Here is a 15,300-nt window from a genome sequence, read left to right on the forward strand (position 1 = left end):
GGCCCGGGATGAGCACTATCAGACCAGGTCAACCCATCCTGACCAGCACAAACCACGATGAAACAACCCCATTGGGGCGCTCGGGCCCAGCGTCAGCCGCGCTCGCCTGCCGCAGCAGAGCCATGGCCGCCTCCGACGGTGACCCGGCGGGCGTCGTGCACACCACGACGGACTGCCCCGGCGAACGCGCGAGGACGAGGGTCTGCTGGGTGACCGTCACCGTGCCGACGACCGGATGGCGCAGCTCGTAGGTGTCGGCGTCGCACGGCGTCACCCGGTGGTCACGCCACAACGCCACGAATTCCGGGCTCTTCATCGTCAGCTCGCCGATCAGCTCGGCGAGCAGCCGGTCCTCCGGATGACGGCCGACGGCGATCCGCAGGTTGCCCACGACCGCGCGCACCTTGCGCCGCCAGTCCCCGTAGAGCTCCCGGCAGTGCGGGTCCAGGAACAGCATCCGGCTCATGTTCGGCCGGCGCGCGGGGTCCTCCGGGCTCAGCGGGTCGACGTGCCCGGCGAGCAGCGCGTGGCCGAGCGGGTTCCACGCCAGCACGTCCGTGCGCCGGCCGAGGACGAGCGCCGGGACGCCGTCGAAGGAGCGCAGCAGGTCCCGCGTCTCGTCGGCGAGCTTCTCGGGGCGGGGCCTGCGCGCCTGCGGTGCGCGGCGGGAGGCCCCGGCGAGGCGTTCCAGGTGCTCCCGCTCGTGGTCGTCGAGCAGCAGGGCGCCGGCGATCGCGTCGAGCACCTCCGCCGACGCGCCACGGGACAGGCCCTGCTCGAGCCGGGTGTAGTAGGACACGCTGACCCCCGCCAGCTGCGCCAGCTCCTCCCGGCGCAGCCCCGCCACCCGCCGGCGCGGCCCGAGGTCGTGGAGCCCCACGTCTTCCGGGCGCAGCCTGGCCCGCCGTGCCTGCAGGAAGTCGCCGAGCGGGCTTGGTCCGTCCATGACTCCACTATCCACGCCGGCGACACCGCCCAGCCACACCCTGCCGGGGGTAGGACAAGGCGGGGCTGGTTGGCGCGCGCGGACGCGGTCAGGCTCGACGTGGTCAGGGCGGCTGGCGCGACTCACGAGGAGTGATCATGGATCAGATCAAGCTGGGCGACGTGACCGTCACCCGCGTCAAGGAGTACTACGGCTCCGTCGAGATGAGCCCCGCGGAGTTCTTCCCCGACAGCCCCGACGGCGCCTGGGACGAGCACCGGAGCTGGCTCGCCCCGGACTTCCTGGACGACGGCACCGGCGAATGCCGATCGGCCATCCAGTCCTGGCTGCTGCGCAGCGAAGGCCGCACCATCCTCGTCGACACCGGGGTCGGCAACCACAAGGACCGCCCCTACGCGCCCGTCTGGAACCGGCTGGACACGAACTACCTGGACAACCTCGCCGCCGCCGGTGTCCGGCCCGAAGACGTCGACGTCGTCATCAACACCCACCTGCACATCGACCACGTGGGCTGGAACACCTACCTCGACGGCCGGACCTGGGTGCCGACCTTCCCGAACGCGACGTACCTGATGACGCGGCAGGACTTCGACTTCTGGAACCCGGCCAACAACCACGAACCGGTGCTGGGCCGCGGCAACCAGAACGTCTTCGAGGACAGCGTCGCCCCGGTGCACGCGGCCGGGCTGACCCACCTGTGGGACGGCTCGTACCGGATCGACCGGAACCTCCGGCTGGATCTCGCGCCCGGCCACACCCCCGGGTCGTCCGTGCTGACCCTGGAGTCGGGCGGCGACCGCGCGCTGTTCGTCGGCGACCTGGTGCACACCCCGCTGCAGCTCGTGGAGCCGGAGACCAACTCCTGCTTCTGCGAGGACCCGGCCGAGGCCCGGGCGACCCGCCACAAGCTCCTCGGCCGCGCGGCCGAGGACAACGCGCTGGTCTTCCCCGCGCACCTCGCCGGCCAGGGCGGCGCCGAGGTCGAGCGCGACGGGTCGAAGTTCGCCATCAAGGAGTGGGCGGGCTTCTCCCGCATCGCCTGAGCCCACCCCGCAGCAGCCCGAGAGAGGAAGCGTTTCCGTGTCCCAGCAGGCAGATCCGATCGTCGAGACCCCGGCGGGCGCCGTGCGCGGTGTTCGTGACGGCTTCGGCGAGCTCTACCGCGCCGTCCCGTACGCGGCGGCACCCACGGGCGCCGGCCGGTTCGCGCCGCCGGCGGCCCACCCGGGCTGGTCCGGTGTCCGTGACGCCACCGCGCCGTCGCCGACCGCGCCGCAGCCCGCACGGGACTTCGGCCGGCTCGACATGATCCCCTACTTCGGCCCGGGCTGGGTGCGCGGCGAGGAGTACCTGACCGTCGACGTCCGCACGCCCGGCACCGACGGCGGGAAGCGGCCGGTCATGGTCTTCGTGCACGGCGGCGGGTTCGTCACCGGCTCCACCCGCGCAGCGCTCTACGACGGCCGGGCGTTCGCCCGCGACGGCGTGGTGCTGGTGACGGTGAACTACCGCCTCGGCATCCCCGGCTTCCTCGACCTGGACGGCGCCCCCGCCAACCGCGGGCTGCTCGACGTCCTCGCCGCGCTCGGCTGGGTGCGGGACACGATTGCCGCGTTCGGTGGCGATCCCGGAAACGTCACGCTGTTCGGCCAGTCCGCGGGTGCCACCATCACCGGAGCTCTGCTGGCGACGCCGGAAGCCAAGGGACTGTTCCGGCGCGCGATCGTCCAGAGCGGCAGCGGCACCGGCGCCTTCACCCCCGAGCAGGCGCAGCGGGTCACGGCCGTGGCCGCGCGGGCGCTGGGCGTGCCGCCGACAGCGGAGGCCTTCGCCGAGATCCCGGACGAGAAGTTCCTCGAGATCCTGCCGCAGCTCGCGGGGATCGACCTGCGGACCGCGACGGCCACGGACCCGCTCGTCGAGCTGAGCCCGTTCTCCCTGGTCCTGCCCGCGCAGCCGGCCGACGCCCTGGCGGAGGGACCGGCCGGAGAGGTCGACCTGCTCATCGGCACCAACACCGAGGAGGGCCACCTCTACCTGGTACCGCAGGGCAAGCTGGAATCGTCCACGGACGACGACGTGCTCGCCGTCGCGGCGAAGATCGGCGCGGACCCCGCCGCCGTCGTCGCGGCCCAGCGCGCGGCCCGGCCGGGGGCGACCCCGGGCGAGCTGCGCTCCGCGGTGCTGGGCGAAGGCCTTTTCGGGGCCGGCACCGCGCGGCTGACCGAGGCCCACGCCCGGCTGTCCGGTGGCCGCACCCACGCATACTCGTTCGGCTACCGCTCGACGGCGTTGGACGGGCGGCTGGGCGCCACCCACACGGTCGAACTGCCCTTCGTCTTCGACATCGCCGACGAACCGTGGCTGCACGGCGACACCGGTCTGCTTGGTCCCGACCCGGCGCCCGCCGGGCTCGCGGCCCGCGTGCACGGCGCCTGGGTCGCCTTCGCGACCCACGGCGACCCCGGCTGGGCCGCGTACGACCCCGCGGCGGCCGCAGGCGGAAGCCCTGGGTGGCTGAAAGATCCACCGGGTCCGGGGCAATCGATTGCCGTGCACCGGGGCAATCGATTGCGCCGGTAGACTCACCGCCATGCCCACGCTCCAGGACGTCGCCGACGCGGCCGGGGTCTCCCGCTCCGTGGCGTCGCGGGTGCTCACCGGCGACTCGCGGGCCCGGGTCAGCGAGGCCACCCGCACCCGGGTCCGCGAAGCCGCCGAAGCCCTGCAGTACGTGCCGAGCCACCGGGCCCGGGCCCTGCGCTTCCGGCGCTCCGGCGCCGTNCGGCCGGGGTCTCCCGCTCCGTGGCGTCGCGGGTGCTCACCGGCGACTCGCGGGCCCGGGTCAGCGAGGCCACCCGCACCCGGGTCCGCGAAGCCGCCGAAGCCCTGCAGTACGTGCCGAGCCACCGGGCCCGGGCCCTGCGCTTCCGGCGCTCCGGCGCCGTCGGCCTGATCGTCCCGGACGTCACCAACGCCGTCTTCGCGGACATGCTCGGGGGTGTGCAGGACCGGGCCCGGGAAGCCGGCATGTCGGTGCTGCTCGGTCAGGTGGACCCGCCGCCGTCCGGGCACGGGCGCCTGCGCGAGCTGGTCGCCGAAGGCCGGGTCGACGGCGTGCTGCTGCAGCGTCGCGAGGACCTCGACGACGCCGCCCTCGCCGAGGTGCTCGGCGACGACGTCCCCGTCGTGCTGATCAACTCCCGGCTGCCGGGCCGGTCCGGCTCGGTGGTCCTCGACGACGTCGCCGGCGCCCGGCTGGCGACCCGGCACCTGGTCGAGCTCGGCCACGAGCGCATCGGCCACCTCGCCGGCGTGCCGCACCACGACACCGCGGTTCGCCGGCACCAGGGCTACTCGGAGACGATGGCCGAAGCCGGGCTGACGATCGAGCTGGAGTGGGTGGTGCGGGCGGGCTGGGAGGCGGCCGCCGGGGCGGAAGCCGCCCGCCGGATCCTGGGCGCGCCGCGGCGGCCGACCGCCCTCGTCGTGTCCAGTGTGAACGCGGCGGTCGGCGCGGTTTCCGCGCTGGGCCGGGCCGGCGTCCGGGTACCCGACGACATGTCCGTCGTGACCGTGCTGGACACCTGGGTCGCGCAGTCCTGGAACCCGGCACTGACCACGGTGCGGCTGCCGCTGCGGGAACTCGGTCAAGCGGCGTGCGGAGTGCTGATCGAGCACCTCGGCGGCGCACCGCTGCGTGATCTCGTGGTGGCCGACCCGGCGCCGCGGCTCATGCTGCGGGAGTCGACCCGCGCACTCTGACCGCGAACGGCCGGCGATCAGCGTCCGGTGAACCTCGGCGGGCGCTTCTCGACGAAGGCCGTGATGCCCTCGCGGCCGTCGGCGGACGCGAACAGCTCCCCCAGCGCCGCGCGTTCGCGCCGGAAGCCCGGGCCGTCGGATCCTTCGGGCCCACCGTGGACGGCCGCGACGACCGCGTCCCGGATCGCGGCCACGGCCAGCGGCGCCCGCCCGGCGAGCAGGTCCGCGACCTCCAGCGCCCGCGGGACCAGCTCGTCCCCTTCGCACAGGTGGGTCACGATGCCGGCCGCCTCGGCGGCCACGGCGCCCAGGCGGTCGCCGGACATCGTGAGCCAGCGAGCCCGGGTGGGGCCGACGTGCCAGGTCAGCCGCTGGGTGCCGCCCCAGCCCGGCAGCAGCCCCAGGGTGACCTCGGGCAGGCCGAACGCGGCGCCACGCTCGGCAACGACCACGTCGCACGCCAGCACGAGCTCGAACCCCCCGCCGAGGGCCAGGCCGCGCACCGCCGCCACCACGGGTACGCGGCACCGCGCGATCCGATCGCACAAAGCGTTGCAGCGCTTGGTGAAGACAGCGAACTCGCCGTGGTCCGCGCCCGCGTAGAAGGCGATGTCCGCGCCCGCGGCGAAGGCCTTGCCGGCACCGGTGAGCACCACCGCCCGCACGTTCCGGTCGGCCTCGATCCCGTCGAGCGCGACGGTCAGCGCGTCGACGGTGGCGTGGTCGATCGCGTTGTACTTCGCCGGCCGGTTCAGGGTGAGGACCGCGACGGCGCCGCGGCGCTCGACGAGCACCGGGCCGGCGCCGTCTTCAGGACTGGGCACCGAACGCACCCCCCGCGACCAACGCGTCGACGGCGGCCGGGCTGTAGCCGAGCTCGCCGAGCACCTCCCGGGTGTGCTCACCCAGCGCCGGTGGCACCCGGCGCAGCCCTGGGCGCTCCCCGCCGTAGCGGATCGGGTGGGCGGGCACCCGGACGTCGCCGGCCTCCGGGTGCGGGATGGTCAGGATCGTCTCGTTGTGCCGGACCTGCGGATCGGCGGCCACGTCGTCGAAGTCGTGAACCGGCGCGTGCCAGACCCGGAACTCGGTGAACCGCTCGATCCAGTACGCCGTCGGGCGCTCGGCGAGCAGCGCGGCAACCCTCTCGTTGACCTCCTCGCGACGCGCGTACTCGTCGGCAGGCGCGACGCCGGTGAACCACGGCTCGTCGAGCACCTTCGCCAGCACGTCGGTGCTCGTGAGGGAGATCGTCAGGTGCCCGTCAGCGGTGGCGAAGACGCCGTACGGCGCCTTGTAGAACCGTGACGAGACGCCGGAGGGGCTTCGCTCGCCGCGAAACCCGTTGAGGTGGTAGGAAAGCGGCTCGACCTGCAGGTCCAAGGCCGCGCTGAGCAGGTTGCTCTCCACCCGGGTGCCTTCGCCGGTCCGCGCCCGCCCGTGCAACGCGGCCAGGATCCCGAGCGCCCCGAGCGCCGCACCGTGCGCGTCGACCACGGAGGCACCGACCGGGGTGGGCGGCCCGCCCTCGGCCCCGGTCGCCGCGGCGAGGCCGGACAGCGACTGGACCAGGACGTCCTGCCCCGGCCGGTCCTTGTAGGGGCCGTCGGACCCGTAGCCGGAGAGCGAGCAGTAGACCAGCCGCGGGTTGGTGGTCCGCAGCTCCTCGTAGCCGAGCCCGAGCCGGTCCATCACGCCCGGCCGGAAGCTTTCGATCAGGACGTCGGCGCCGTCCAGAAGCCGGCGTAGCACCCGGCGGCCCTCGTCGGACTTGAGGTCGACGACCATGCTGCGCGCGTTGCGGTTCGCGAGCAGGAAGAACACCGAGACGCCGCCGACGAACGCGTCGGGGCCCGACCAGCCACGCTCGAAGGCGCCTTGCGGCGGCTCGATCTTGATCACGTCCGCACCCAGGTCCCCGAGGATCTGGGTGGCGGAGGGGCCCTGCAGGAAGTGCGTGAAGCTCACGACTTTGGTTCCGGAAAGCATGTGTCGTCCCTGTCTGTACGTGCGATGTGGTCTCGGGAACGAGTGAGTGCTCCGGGCACGCTACGTCCGCGGCGGTTCCCCGGTCAAGATGCGCAATCGATTGTTCTTCTGTGAACAATCGGTTGCGCACGACCGCTCCGGTGTGCTTCGATCCTCCGCGTCCCGGTAGGACATCGACAAAGGAGTCGTCCCCGATGCCGAGCACCGAAACCGCGGCCACACCCCCGTTGACCGGGCCCCGCAAGGTCGTGGCCGCGTCCATGGCCGGCACGGTCGCCGAGTGGTACGAGTTCCTGCTGTACTCCGCGTCGTCGGCCCTGGTCTTCGGCACCGTCTTCTTCCCGGACAACGGAAATCCGCTCGACGGTGTCATCAACGCCCTGCTGGTCTACGCAGTCGGCTTCGTCGCCCGCCCGCTCGGCGGGATCGTCTTCGGGCACTTCGGCGATCGGGTCGGCCGGAAGAAGCTCCTTCAGCTCAGCCTGCTGCTGGTCGGCGCCGCCACCTTCCTGATCGGCTGCGTGCCCACCTACTCGAGCATGGGCTTCTGGGCACCGACGATCCTGGTGGTGTTGCGCTTCGTGCAGGGCTTCGCGGTCGGCGGCGAATGGGGCGGCGCGGTCCTGCTCGTCGGCGAGCACAGCCCGGACGCCCGGCGCGCCTACTGGTCGAGCTGGCCCCAAGCGGGCCTGCCGCTCGGCAACCTGCTCGCCACGATCGTCCTGCTGACCTTGTCGTTCTCCCTCACCGAGAGCGCGTTCGCCGCCTGGGGCTGGCGAACGGCGTTCTGGGCGTCGGCGATCGTCGTCCTGATCGGCTACTACATCCGGACCCAGGTGGAGGAAGCGCCGATCTTCCTCGATTCGCTGAAGCGGGCGAAAGAGCGCGAGCCGGAGCGCTCGTCCGTCATCGAGGTCCTGAAGCGCTACCCGCGCGGCGTGCTGATCTCGATGGGGGCGCGGGTCGCCGAGAACATCCTCTACCAGGTCGTGGTGACCTTCTCGATCACCTACCTGGCGCTGCGCGTGGGCAGCGGCACCACCGACATCCTGCTGCTCCTGGTGGCCGCCCACGTCGTGCACCTGGCGATCGTGCCGTGGTTCGGGCACCTCGCGGACCGGTTCGGGCGCCGCCCGGTCTACCTCACCGGCTCGGTCCTGATGATCGGCTGGGGCTTCGTGGGATTCCCGTTGATGGACACCGGGAATCCGGGACTGATCGTGCTGGCGCTCGTCCTCGGCGTGGTCGTGCACGGCCTGATGTACGCGCCCCAGCCGGCGATGATGGCCGAGCTGTTCCCGACGCGGATGCGCTACGCCGGCGTCTCCCTCGCCTACCAGACGACGTCGATCTTCGCCGGGTCCGTCGCCCCGTTCATCACCGCCAGCCTGCTCAAGGCCTACGGTTCCGCAGTCCCGATCGCGGTCTACCTGGCAGGCGCCGCCGTGCTCTCGACGGTCGCGGTGCTGGCCGCCAAGGAGACCCGGGGCATCTCCCTGTCCGCGCTGGACGACGTGGACGAGCGGTCACCCGGCCGCGTCCGATCGCGCTGAACGAGGCCGTACCTCAGGGGACTCGTCGCGCACCGCGCGATTTCTTGACGGGTGGATGAGCGGCGGTGATGCCCTTGAGGACCAGGTCGATGCCGGTGCGGAACTGCCGGCGGTCGTCGTGTTCCCGCATCTGGCCGGCGATGGCCCTGACGAACGGGTAGTCGCCGGGGTCGACGTCCTGCCACGCCCTGGCCGCGGCGTCGAGGAACTCGGCGCGTCCGGCTTCGCCCCCGGGCGCCGCGCCGCCACCGGCGCCCTGGGGGGCCTGGGAGTTCTGCGTGGTGGCGCCGAGGATGTAGTGGACCAGGGTCGAGGTCGTGGCGAACCAGTCGCGTCGCGGCACGCCCAACGCGAGCATCGGCCGGCCGATGCTCTCGAAGACCCGCAGGGTCACCGCCCCCCACGGGTTGCGGGTGATCTGCACGGCGAGCTGGGCAGCGAGCCACGGGTGTTCGGTGACCGCGTCGAACAGGGCGAGCGCGGCGGCGCGGACCTCGTCTTCGGGCGTTCCCCCGGCCCCGGTGCCCGTCGCGGCCAATGCGTCGCCGATGACGGTCTCGATCGCCGCCTGAAGCAGCTCGTTCCGGCGGCCGACGTGGTGGTAGATCGCGCCGGACCCGGTGGCGAGGCGCTCGCTCAGCGTCCGGACCGTCAGCGCGCCCTCTCCGGCCGTGTCCAGCAGCTCGACAGCGGCCACGACGATGCGCTCGCGGGAGAGCACCTGCCTGCACCGCTGTGACTGACGTGTCGGGGTGACCATGCCCCCATCCTGCCAGACTTGGAACAATGCTCCAACTTGGAGTACTGTTCCAATATTGGAGCAGTGCACCAACGTCCGCACCGGACAACGCCGGTGTGCGGCAATGAAGGAGGTTCGACGGTGTTCGACGTCGTGATCGTGGGAGCCGGTCCGGTGGGCCTGTTCCTGGCCGGTGAACTCGCGCTGGCGGACTGCTCGGTCCTTCTACTGGAACGCGATCGGGAGCCGGCCTCGCCGGTGAAGGCGTTACCGCTGGGCTTGCGGGGGTTGAACGCCGGATCGGTCGAGGCGTTCTACCGCCGGGGAATGCTGGACGGGCTGCTGAAGGCATCCGGAGCCGACAAAGACCAGGTCGGCGCCCGGCCCGACGCGCACGAGCCGTTTCTCCCCCGCGACGTGAGCCACTTCGCCGGGATGCGGCTCGACGCCGCGAACATCGACTCCTCCGCGGTGGAAGGCCGACTGCCCGGCCCGGCGATGGAGGGCATGATGACCAGCCTCGAAGCGGTCGGGACGGTGCTGGAGGAGCGGGCAGTCACCCTCGGCGCGCAGATCCTGCGGGCGGCTCCCGCCGAGGCCGTGACCCAGGATGGCGACACCGTCCTCGTGCGGGCCGGCGGGCGCGAGTACCAGGCACGCTGGCTCGTGGGCTGCGACGGCGGCCGCAGCACGGTCCGTCGGCTCGCCGGCTTCGACTTCGCCGGCACCGAGCCGCTGTTCACCGGCTACGCCGCCCACGTCACCTTCGATGACCCTCAGCAGCTGAACCTGGGCTTCACCCTGACACCGACCGGCATGTACCTGCGGACGCCCTTCGAAGGTCACCTGGGCATGATGGACTTCGACGGAGGCGCCTTCGACCGCTCCCAGCCGCTGACGCGCGAACACCTCCAGACAGTCCTGCGCCGGGTTTCCGGTACCGGCACCACGATCAGCGAGGTCCACCTCGCCACCAGCTTCACCGACCGGGCGATGCAGACCACGGCTTACCGCAAGGGCCGCGTCCTGCTCGCCGGCGACTCCGCCCACATCCACTCCCCGCTCGGCGGTCAGGGACTCAACCTCGGTATCGGCGATGCCATGAACCTCGGCTGGAAACTCGCCGCCACCGTTCACCGAACCGCGCCCGAGCACCTGCTCGACACCTACACCGCCGAGCGCCACCCCGTCGGCGCGGCGATCCTCGACTGGTCACGCGCGCAAGTGGCCGCGATGCACCCCGGACCCAACGCCCCGGCCTTGCGGGGGCTGCTCCACGACCTTCTCGACACCCGCGACGGCACCACCCATGTCTTCCGCGCCACCTCCGGCCTGTCCCACCGCTACGACCTGGGCAGCGACCAGCCGCTCGTCGGCGGCACCGCCCCGGACTTCCGCTTCCGTGACGGCACCCACCTCGGCGACCTGCTGCGGGACGGACACGGCGTCACCCTCGACTTCACCCCCGACCAGCGCCTGCGCGACGCGGCGGCGGCCTGGAAAGGCCTGCGCTACGCGGCCGGGCCGGTGAGCGACGACCTCGGGTTCGGCGCCCTGCTGATCCGGCCGGACGGCGTCGTCGCCTGGACCGGCGACCACGACCCCGGCTCCGAGGACTTCGCGCGCGCCGCGAAACGCTGGTTCGGCGAACCGGCCTCCTGACCGGCCGGCATCCGGCACACCACCTTCGCAGCAAAGGAAACCTGTCATGTCGAGTGGGCATCTCACCCAAGCCGAACTGAACAAGGACGTGGTCCGCCGCTTCTACCAGGCCGTCGTCCGGCCGGGCGGCCCGGACTTCGCCACCATCGAGGAACTGGCTGACTAGAAGGAAGTCGAACTCGACTGGGGCCACCCAGACAGCGGCGTTCACAAGGGTGCCGCCGACGGCCCTGCCTCGGCCAGGCTCGGCAACCCCTGCCCAAAGGTCTTGAATGAGTCATTCAGGACCTCCGAAGACCTGAGTGAGTCATTCAAGACGTTGGCACTCGCCGCCCTGTCGACGAACCTCGGACGCGCGACGCTAGCCCGCCATGACAGGAGGATCGAAGGCGGCCCAGTTGTGCAGCTCGTAGCCCTCCCCCGATTTGCGGACCTCGGCGGCACCCCGGCCGGGGAAATGCGCCGGCACGACCAACGCACCGGTTTCGGCGGCCTCGCCGAGCAACCGGAACCGCGTTGCCCGCGCTTCTGCCTGGTTCTCACAGAAGCAGCTGTTGGCCGCCGGCTCGGCCACCTGGACCGGGCTGTGCAGGAGGTCTCCGACGAAGAAGGCCCGGTCCGTGCCGGAACTCAGCTTGAGAACCGACGATCCGGGCGTGTGCCCGGGCGCCGGCGCCAGCGTCAGGTTCCCGTCGATGGTGTACCTGTCCTCCCACAACGTCGCGAGCCCCTGCGCGAGGATCGGTGCGACGCTGTCGGCGAAGACGAGGTGGCTGCCCCGGCGGCGCAAGCGGTCGGCGTCGGTGTGCACCGGGGGACGGCGGTGTTCGTTCTCGGGGTCGAAGTAGTCGCGGTCGACGCGCGGAATGAGGTAGCGGGCGTTGGGGAACGTCGGTGCCCACTCCTCGTTGTCCAACCGGGTGTTCCAGCCGACGTGGTCGTAGTGGACATGGGTGTTCACCACCAGGTCGACGTCCTCGGGCTCGACGCCGGCCCGGCGGAGGTTCTCCAGGAATGGGGTTTCGAGGTGGTCGAACTGCGGGACCTGCGGACGGTCCCGGTCGTTCCCCGCGCCGGTGTCGACGACGATGGTGCGCCCTTCGCTGCGCAACACCCAGCTCTGGATCGCGCAGTGGTACGCGTCGTCGTCCGGGTCGCGGAACTCCGGGGCCAGTGCCGCACGGCCTTCCGGGGTGCTGTCGGGCACGAAGTCGCTCACCGTCCTGATCGACCCGCTCCACTCCACCACCCGGGTCACCGTCACGTCTCCCAGCTGGATCGTGTCGCCGCTCATGCGCCCACCACCGCCAGCGGACGAATCGGCGCGCCGGTGGCACCCACCACGTTGAGCGGTGCGCCGATGAAGAGGAATTCGGCGGTGCCCGCGGAAGCCAGCGCCTCGGACAGGGTTTCCAAAGCCATCACCTCGATCAGGTTGATTCCGTGTTCGTGCAGGAGAAGCCGGTGCACCGGCAGCGGAGCGGGCCCACGGCCGGGTGGGCGGTGTTCCAGGGCGATGGTGTCGGCACCGACGGCGGCGACGCCGTGTCCGGCGAGCCATTCCGCGGCACCGAGATCGATGCCGGGCACGCCGGCCTCGTCGCCGACGTAGGCCCGCGGGTCGTGCCACAGCTGCGCCCACCCCGTCCGGATCAGCGCCACGTCACCGGGTTTCGGCTCGGGTCCGGCCGCGAGGTCCGCCACTCCCACGGCCGTGCCCGGGTCCAGGCGCGTGACCTTCCGGCTGCGTGGCACGTCGTACAGCACCCCGCGGCAGACGAGGGGACGCACGTGGTCGATGCCGTGACTGCGATAGCGGCCAGCGTGCATCGCTTCGGCGACCGGCACCCCGCCGTGGAGCTTGCCGTCCACGGCCACGTGGCTCACCGCGTCCATGTGGGTACCGACGTGTCCGCCCAGCACCATGATCTCGTGCGAACCGGTGAATCCGCCGGGGTAGGCGAAGTCTCCGTGCCGGTGGCGCAGCGCGAACTCGAAGGGCGGGTGGGTCGGCGACGCGGGCATCCCGACCTCGAACGGGTGCGCGAGGTCGACGACCGTGACGCCGTCAGCCAGCATTTCGAGCGGTGTCATGATCTTCAGCCTTCCTCATGCTCTGGGGAGCCGCCTGGTGAAGGGTGGCCAGGTCCGCCCCCCGTCCTTCGCGCAGCGTCAGGACAGTCGCCGCCGACACCAGCAGGAGCAGGACGACGTAACCGGTGAAGAACGCCGGCCCGAACGTCTCGCCGACCCACGTCTGCAGGTAGGGCGCGGTTCCCCCGAAGGCGGCCACCGCCACCGAGTACGGCACGGCCAGCCCGGCTGTGCGGATGCGCGTCGGGAACAGCTCCGCGTAGGCCGCCGGCAGGATCGACACCCCGGCTCCGATGAAGACCATCGCGATCGACATCGCGATCCCCAGCTGGACGGCGTCCCCGAGATCGAGTGCCTGGAGCGGGAACAGGGTCGCGGCGGTGCCCAGGTGGCTGATCAGCATCACCGGCCGCCGGCCGATCCGGTCCGAAAGCGCACCCCAGAACGGCAGCACCGCGATGAGCACGAGGCTGGACAGCACCCCCGTCAGCAGGGCGGAACTCGAGTCCAGGTGCCGGGTCGTGATGGCGTAAGCGGGTGCCGCGATGACCCACGCGTAGTAGACGACGGTCGGTCCGACCGACATGCCGATCACCTGCAGCGCCGCGCGGCGGTGGCGGAGCAGGTCCGGCCAGAAGGGTTGCTTCCGCGCCCTTTCCCGCTCCTTGACGAACACTTCGGACTCGGCGAGCGATCGCCGGACCCACAACGCGACCACCCCCAGCACCCCGCCGACGACGAACGGGATCCGCCAGCCGTAGCCGAGCATTTCCTCGTGCGTCAACGTCAACGACAGCACCAGCCCGAGCAGTACGCCGACCGAATTGCCCCCTACGCTCGCGATGTAGATGAGGCTCGACCAGAGGCCTCGGCGACGGGCGGGCGCTTCTTCCGCCAGGTACGTCTGGGCCGACGGGAGTTCTCCGCCCGTGGCGAGTCCCTGGATCACCCGGCAGGCCAGCAGGATCAAGGAAGCACCCACGCCGGCGGTGGCGTAGGTCGGCGCGACACCGATGAGCAGGCTGGCGACCGCCATGCCGCCGACGGTGAGGCTCATCATCGGGCGCCGGCCGACCCGGTCGGACAGCCGGCCCACGAGCAGGCCGCCGAGCGGCCGGGCCACGAAGCCCACGGCGAAGACCGCGAGTCCGGAAAGGACCGCCGACCCCGGCGCGCCACCGGGGAAGAACTGACCGGCGAAGAACGGGACGAAGATCGTGTAGATGCCCCAGTCGTACCACTCGAGCGCGTGGCCGAGGCAGATGCCGAGCATGGTGCGGCCGGTACCGGCCGGTGAACTCGTTGTCATCGTGAACGCTCCGGAATCTCGGTGGGCGCGGCGGTTCGGGCACGGCGCAACGCAAGCTCCGCGAGGAGGGCCGCGCCGAGGGGAAGCACCGCTTCGTCGAAAATCGCCCGTCCGCTGTGGTTGAACGGCGCCGTGTCCGGATCGGCACCACGGGGCAACGCGCCCAGTGCGATGAACGCACCGGGCACCTCGCCCAAGACCCGCGAGAAGTCCTCCGACCCGGTGAACGGATGCTCCAGCCGGCTCAGCCGGCTCCCCCCGAAGACCTCGGAGATCGTCTGCCCGGCGAACGCGGCCTCGCCGGGATCGTTGACCGTGGCCGGACGCTCACGGTCGAACCGGACGTCGGCCTCGAGCCCGTGCGCCGCGGCGATGCCCTCGACCAGCCGCCGGGCTTCGGCGCCGACCCGGACCGCGGCCGCGTCGGAGAGGGTGCGCAACGTCGCCTCGAACCGGGCCGTCGGCGGGATGACGTTGCGCCGCGTCCCCGCCTCGACGACACCGACCGTGAGGACGACCGGGTCGAACACGTCCACCCGGCGGGTCACCAGTGCCTGCAACGCCGTGATCATCTCGGCGGTGGCCGGCACCGGATCCCGGGCCAGGTGCGGGGTGGCGGCGTGGCCGCCGCGGCCCGACACGCTGACGTCGAGAGACGAGGAAGAGGCCAGCACCACCCCCGGCCGGAGGTGAAAACCCTGGGGCAGGGTCGAGAAAACGTGCAGGGCGAAAGCGGCGCCGACGCGCTCCCCCGCGGCGTCGAGCACCCCCTCCTCGAGCATCGCCCTGGCGCCTTCCCAGCCCTCCTCCCCCGGCTGGAACATCAGCACGACGTCGTTCGCCAGCTCCGCCTGGCGAGCAGCCAGCAGACGGGCCGCCCCCACGAGCATGGCGGTGTGCAGGTCGTGCCCGCACGCGTGGGCCGCACCCGGCACGGTGGAAGCGAACGCCAGCCCGGTCTCCTCCTGGACCGGCACCGCGTCCATGTCCCCTCGCAGCAGGACCGGGCGCCGGCCGGACACGGCACCGCTCGCGCGCAGCACCGCCGTGACGGATGTGCTCGCCCGGCCCGTCGAGATCTCCAGCGGCAAGCCGTCGAGAGCGTCGAGCACCGCTTCCTGCGTGCGCGGCAGGTGCAGGCCGAGCTCCGGCTGGGAGTGCAGCAACCGCCGAAGCCGGACGACCTCTGCACGCATGGCGTGCGCGTCGTCGAGCACAGTCATTTCGTCCTCCGAGCGTCTGA

The 15,300-nt window shown here is 71.9% G+C and carries 13 protein-coding genes and 1 pseudogene; 6 read left to right on the top strand and 8 right to left on the bottom strand.

Features of this window, described 5'->3' with window-relative positions:
• Positions 1 to 28: 28 nt before the first annotated feature.
• Complete coding sequence (locus ABFJ78_RS49280) at positions 29 to 946, bottom strand: helix-turn-helix domain-containing protein (RefSeq protein WP_436394539.1); 918 nt, start codon at positions 944 to 946, stop codon at positions 29 to 31.
• Between the two features lie 137 nt (positions 947 to 1,083).
• Between ABFJ78_RS49280 and ABFJ78_RS49285 the strand changes: the two genes are divergently transcribed.
• The 4 genes and pseudogenes from ABFJ78_RS49285 to ABFJ78_RS49300 all read left to right on the top strand — a co-directional run bounded on the left by ABFJ78_RS49285 (position 1,084) and on the right by ABFJ78_RS49300 (position 4,711).
• Complete coding sequence (locus ABFJ78_RS49285; protein WP_436394540.1) at positions 1,084 to 1,989, top strand: MBL fold metallo-hydrolase; 906 nt, start codon at positions 1,084 to 1,086, stop codon at positions 1,987 to 1,989.
• Between the two features lie 37 nt (positions 1,990 to 2,026).
• On the top strand, positions 2,027 to 3,529 hold the full coding sequence (locus tag ABFJ78_RS49290) for a carboxylesterase/lipase family protein (RefSeq protein ID WP_436394541.1): 1,503 nt from the start codon (positions 2,027 to 2,029) through the stop codon (positions 3,527 to 3,529).
• 10 nt (positions 3,530 to 3,539) lie between these two features.
• A pseudogene (locus ABFJ78_RS49295) lies at positions 3,540 to 3,629 on the top strand (LacI family DNA-binding transcriptional regulator); the annotation flags it as partial.
• A gap of 122 nt (positions 3,630 to 3,751) precedes the next feature.
• Positions 3,752 to 4,711 carry a LacI family DNA-binding transcriptional regulator gene (locus ABFJ78_RS49300; protein ID WP_436394542.1) on the top strand — a complete coding sequence of 320 codons (960 nt, stop codon included), beginning with the start codon at positions 3,752 to 3,754 and terminating at the stop codon, positions 4,709 to 4,711.
• A 17-nt stretch (positions 4,712 to 4,728) separates the two neighbouring features.
• On the opposite strand, the gene ABFJ78_RS49305 is transcribed toward ABFJ78_RS49300, so the two are convergent.
• Positions 4,729 to 5,535: an enoyl-CoA hydratase/isomerase family protein gene (locus ABFJ78_RS49305; protein WP_436394543.1), complete on the bottom strand. Its 807-nt coding sequence runs from the start codon at positions 5,533 to 5,535 to the stop codon at positions 4,729 to 4,731.
• Positions 5,522 to 6,700, bottom strand: a complete 1,179-nt coding sequence (locus ABFJ78_RS49310) for a CaiB/BaiF CoA transferase family protein (protein ID WP_436394544.1) — start codon at positions 6,698 to 6,700, stop codon at positions 5,522 to 5,524. Before ABFJ78_RS49310 ends, ABFJ78_RS49305 begins: the two co-directional genes overlap by 14 nt.
• Positions 6,701 to 6,894: 194 nt before the next feature.
• Here ABFJ78_RS49310 and ABFJ78_RS49315 point away from each other — a divergent pair, with 194 nt between their 5' ends.
• The gene (locus ABFJ78_RS49315; RefSeq protein ID WP_436394545.1) at positions 6,895 to 8,253 is read left to right on the top strand and encodes an MFS transporter; all 1,359 of its coding nucleotides are present in this window, start codon (positions 6,895 to 6,897) and stop codon (positions 8,251 to 8,253) included.
• 13 nt (positions 8,254 to 8,266) lie between these two features.
• Here ABFJ78_RS49315 and ABFJ78_RS49320 read toward each other — a convergent pair whose 3' ends face one another.
• Positions 8,267 to 8,974, bottom strand: a complete 708-nt coding sequence (locus ABFJ78_RS49320) for a TetR/AcrR family transcriptional regulator (RefSeq protein WP_436394546.1) — start codon at positions 8,972 to 8,974, stop codon at positions 8,267 to 8,269.
• A gap of 75 nt (positions 8,975 to 9,049) precedes the next feature.
• Between ABFJ78_RS49320 and ABFJ78_RS49325 the strand changes: the two genes are divergently transcribed.
• A complete protein-coding gene (locus ABFJ78_RS49325; protein WP_436394547.1) occupies positions 9,050 to 10,654 on the top strand; it encodes an FAD-dependent monooxygenase in 1,605 nt (534 codons plus the stop codon).
• A 361-nt stretch (positions 10,655 to 11,015) separates the two neighbouring features.
• Here ABFJ78_RS49325 and ABFJ78_RS49330 read toward each other — a convergent pair whose 3' ends face one another.
• The 4 genes from ABFJ78_RS49330 to ABFJ78_RS49345 are packed head-to-tail and all read right to left on the bottom strand — an operon-like array spanning position 11,016 to position 15,280.
• Positions 11,016 to 11,948: an MBL fold metallo-hydrolase gene (locus ABFJ78_RS49330; protein WP_436394548.1), complete on the bottom strand. Its 933-nt coding sequence runs from the start codon at positions 11,946 to 11,948 to the stop codon at positions 11,016 to 11,018.
• The gene (locus ABFJ78_RS49335; RefSeq protein ID WP_436394549.1) at positions 11,945 to 12,748 is read right to left on the bottom strand and encodes a cyclase family protein; all 804 of its coding nucleotides are present in this window, start codon (positions 12,746 to 12,748) and stop codon (positions 11,945 to 11,947) included. Before ABFJ78_RS49335 ends, ABFJ78_RS49330 begins: the two co-directional genes overlap by 4 nt.
• Positions 12,723 to 14,057 carry an MFS transporter gene (locus ABFJ78_RS49340; RefSeq protein ID WP_436394550.1) on the bottom strand — a complete coding sequence of 445 codons (1,335 nt, stop codon included), beginning with the start codon at positions 14,055 to 14,057 and terminating at the stop codon, positions 12,723 to 12,725. Before ABFJ78_RS49340 ends, ABFJ78_RS49335 begins: the two co-directional genes overlap by 26 nt.
• A complete protein-coding gene (locus tag ABFJ78_RS49345) occupies positions 14,054 to 15,280 on the bottom strand; it encodes a M20 metallopeptidase family protein (protein WP_436394551.1) in 1,227 nt (408 codons plus the stop codon). Before ABFJ78_RS49345 ends, ABFJ78_RS49340 begins: the two co-directional genes overlap by 4 nt.
• Between the last annotated feature and the right edge of the window lie 20 nt (positions 15,281 to 15,300).

Origin of the sequence: Amycolatopsis sp. MEPSY49 (assembly GCF_051337345.1) — a bacterium.
Classification (GTDB): Bacteria; Actinomycetota; Actinomycetes; order Mycobacteriales; family Pseudonocardiaceae; genus Amycolatopsis.

Coding starts and splice junctions, on each gene's coding strand:
- ABFJ78_RS49280 (WP_436394539.1), bottom strand. CDS start 946: ATGGACGGACCAAGCCCGCTCGGCGACTTCCTGCAGGCACGGCGGGCC.
- ABFJ78_RS49285 (WP_436394540.1), top strand. CDS start 1,084: ATGGATCAGATCAAGCTGGGCGACGTGACCGTCACCCGCGTCAAGGAG.
- ABFJ78_RS49310 (WP_436394544.1), bottom strand. CDS start 6,700: ATGCTTTCCGGAACCAAAGTCGTGAGCTTCACGCACTTCCTGCAGGGC.
- ABFJ78_RS49315 (WP_436394545.1), top strand. CDS start 6,895: ATGCCGAGCACCGAAACCGCGGCCACACCCCCGTTGACCGGGCCCCGC.
- ABFJ78_RS49330 (WP_436394548.1), bottom strand. CDS start 11,948: ATGAGCGGCGACACGATCCAGCTGGGAGACGTGACGGTGACCCGGGTG.
- ABFJ78_RS49335 (WP_436394549.1), bottom strand. CDS start 12,748: ATGACACCGCTCGAAATGCTGGCTGACGGCGTCACGGTCGTCGACCTC.
- ABFJ78_RS49340 (WP_436394550.1), bottom strand. CDS start 14,057: ATGACAACGAGTTCACCGGCCGGTACCGGCCGCACCATGCTCGGCATC.
- ABFJ78_RS49345 (WP_436394551.1), bottom strand. CDS start 15,280: ATGACTGTGCTCGACGACGCGCACGCCATGCGTGCAGAGGTCGTCCGG.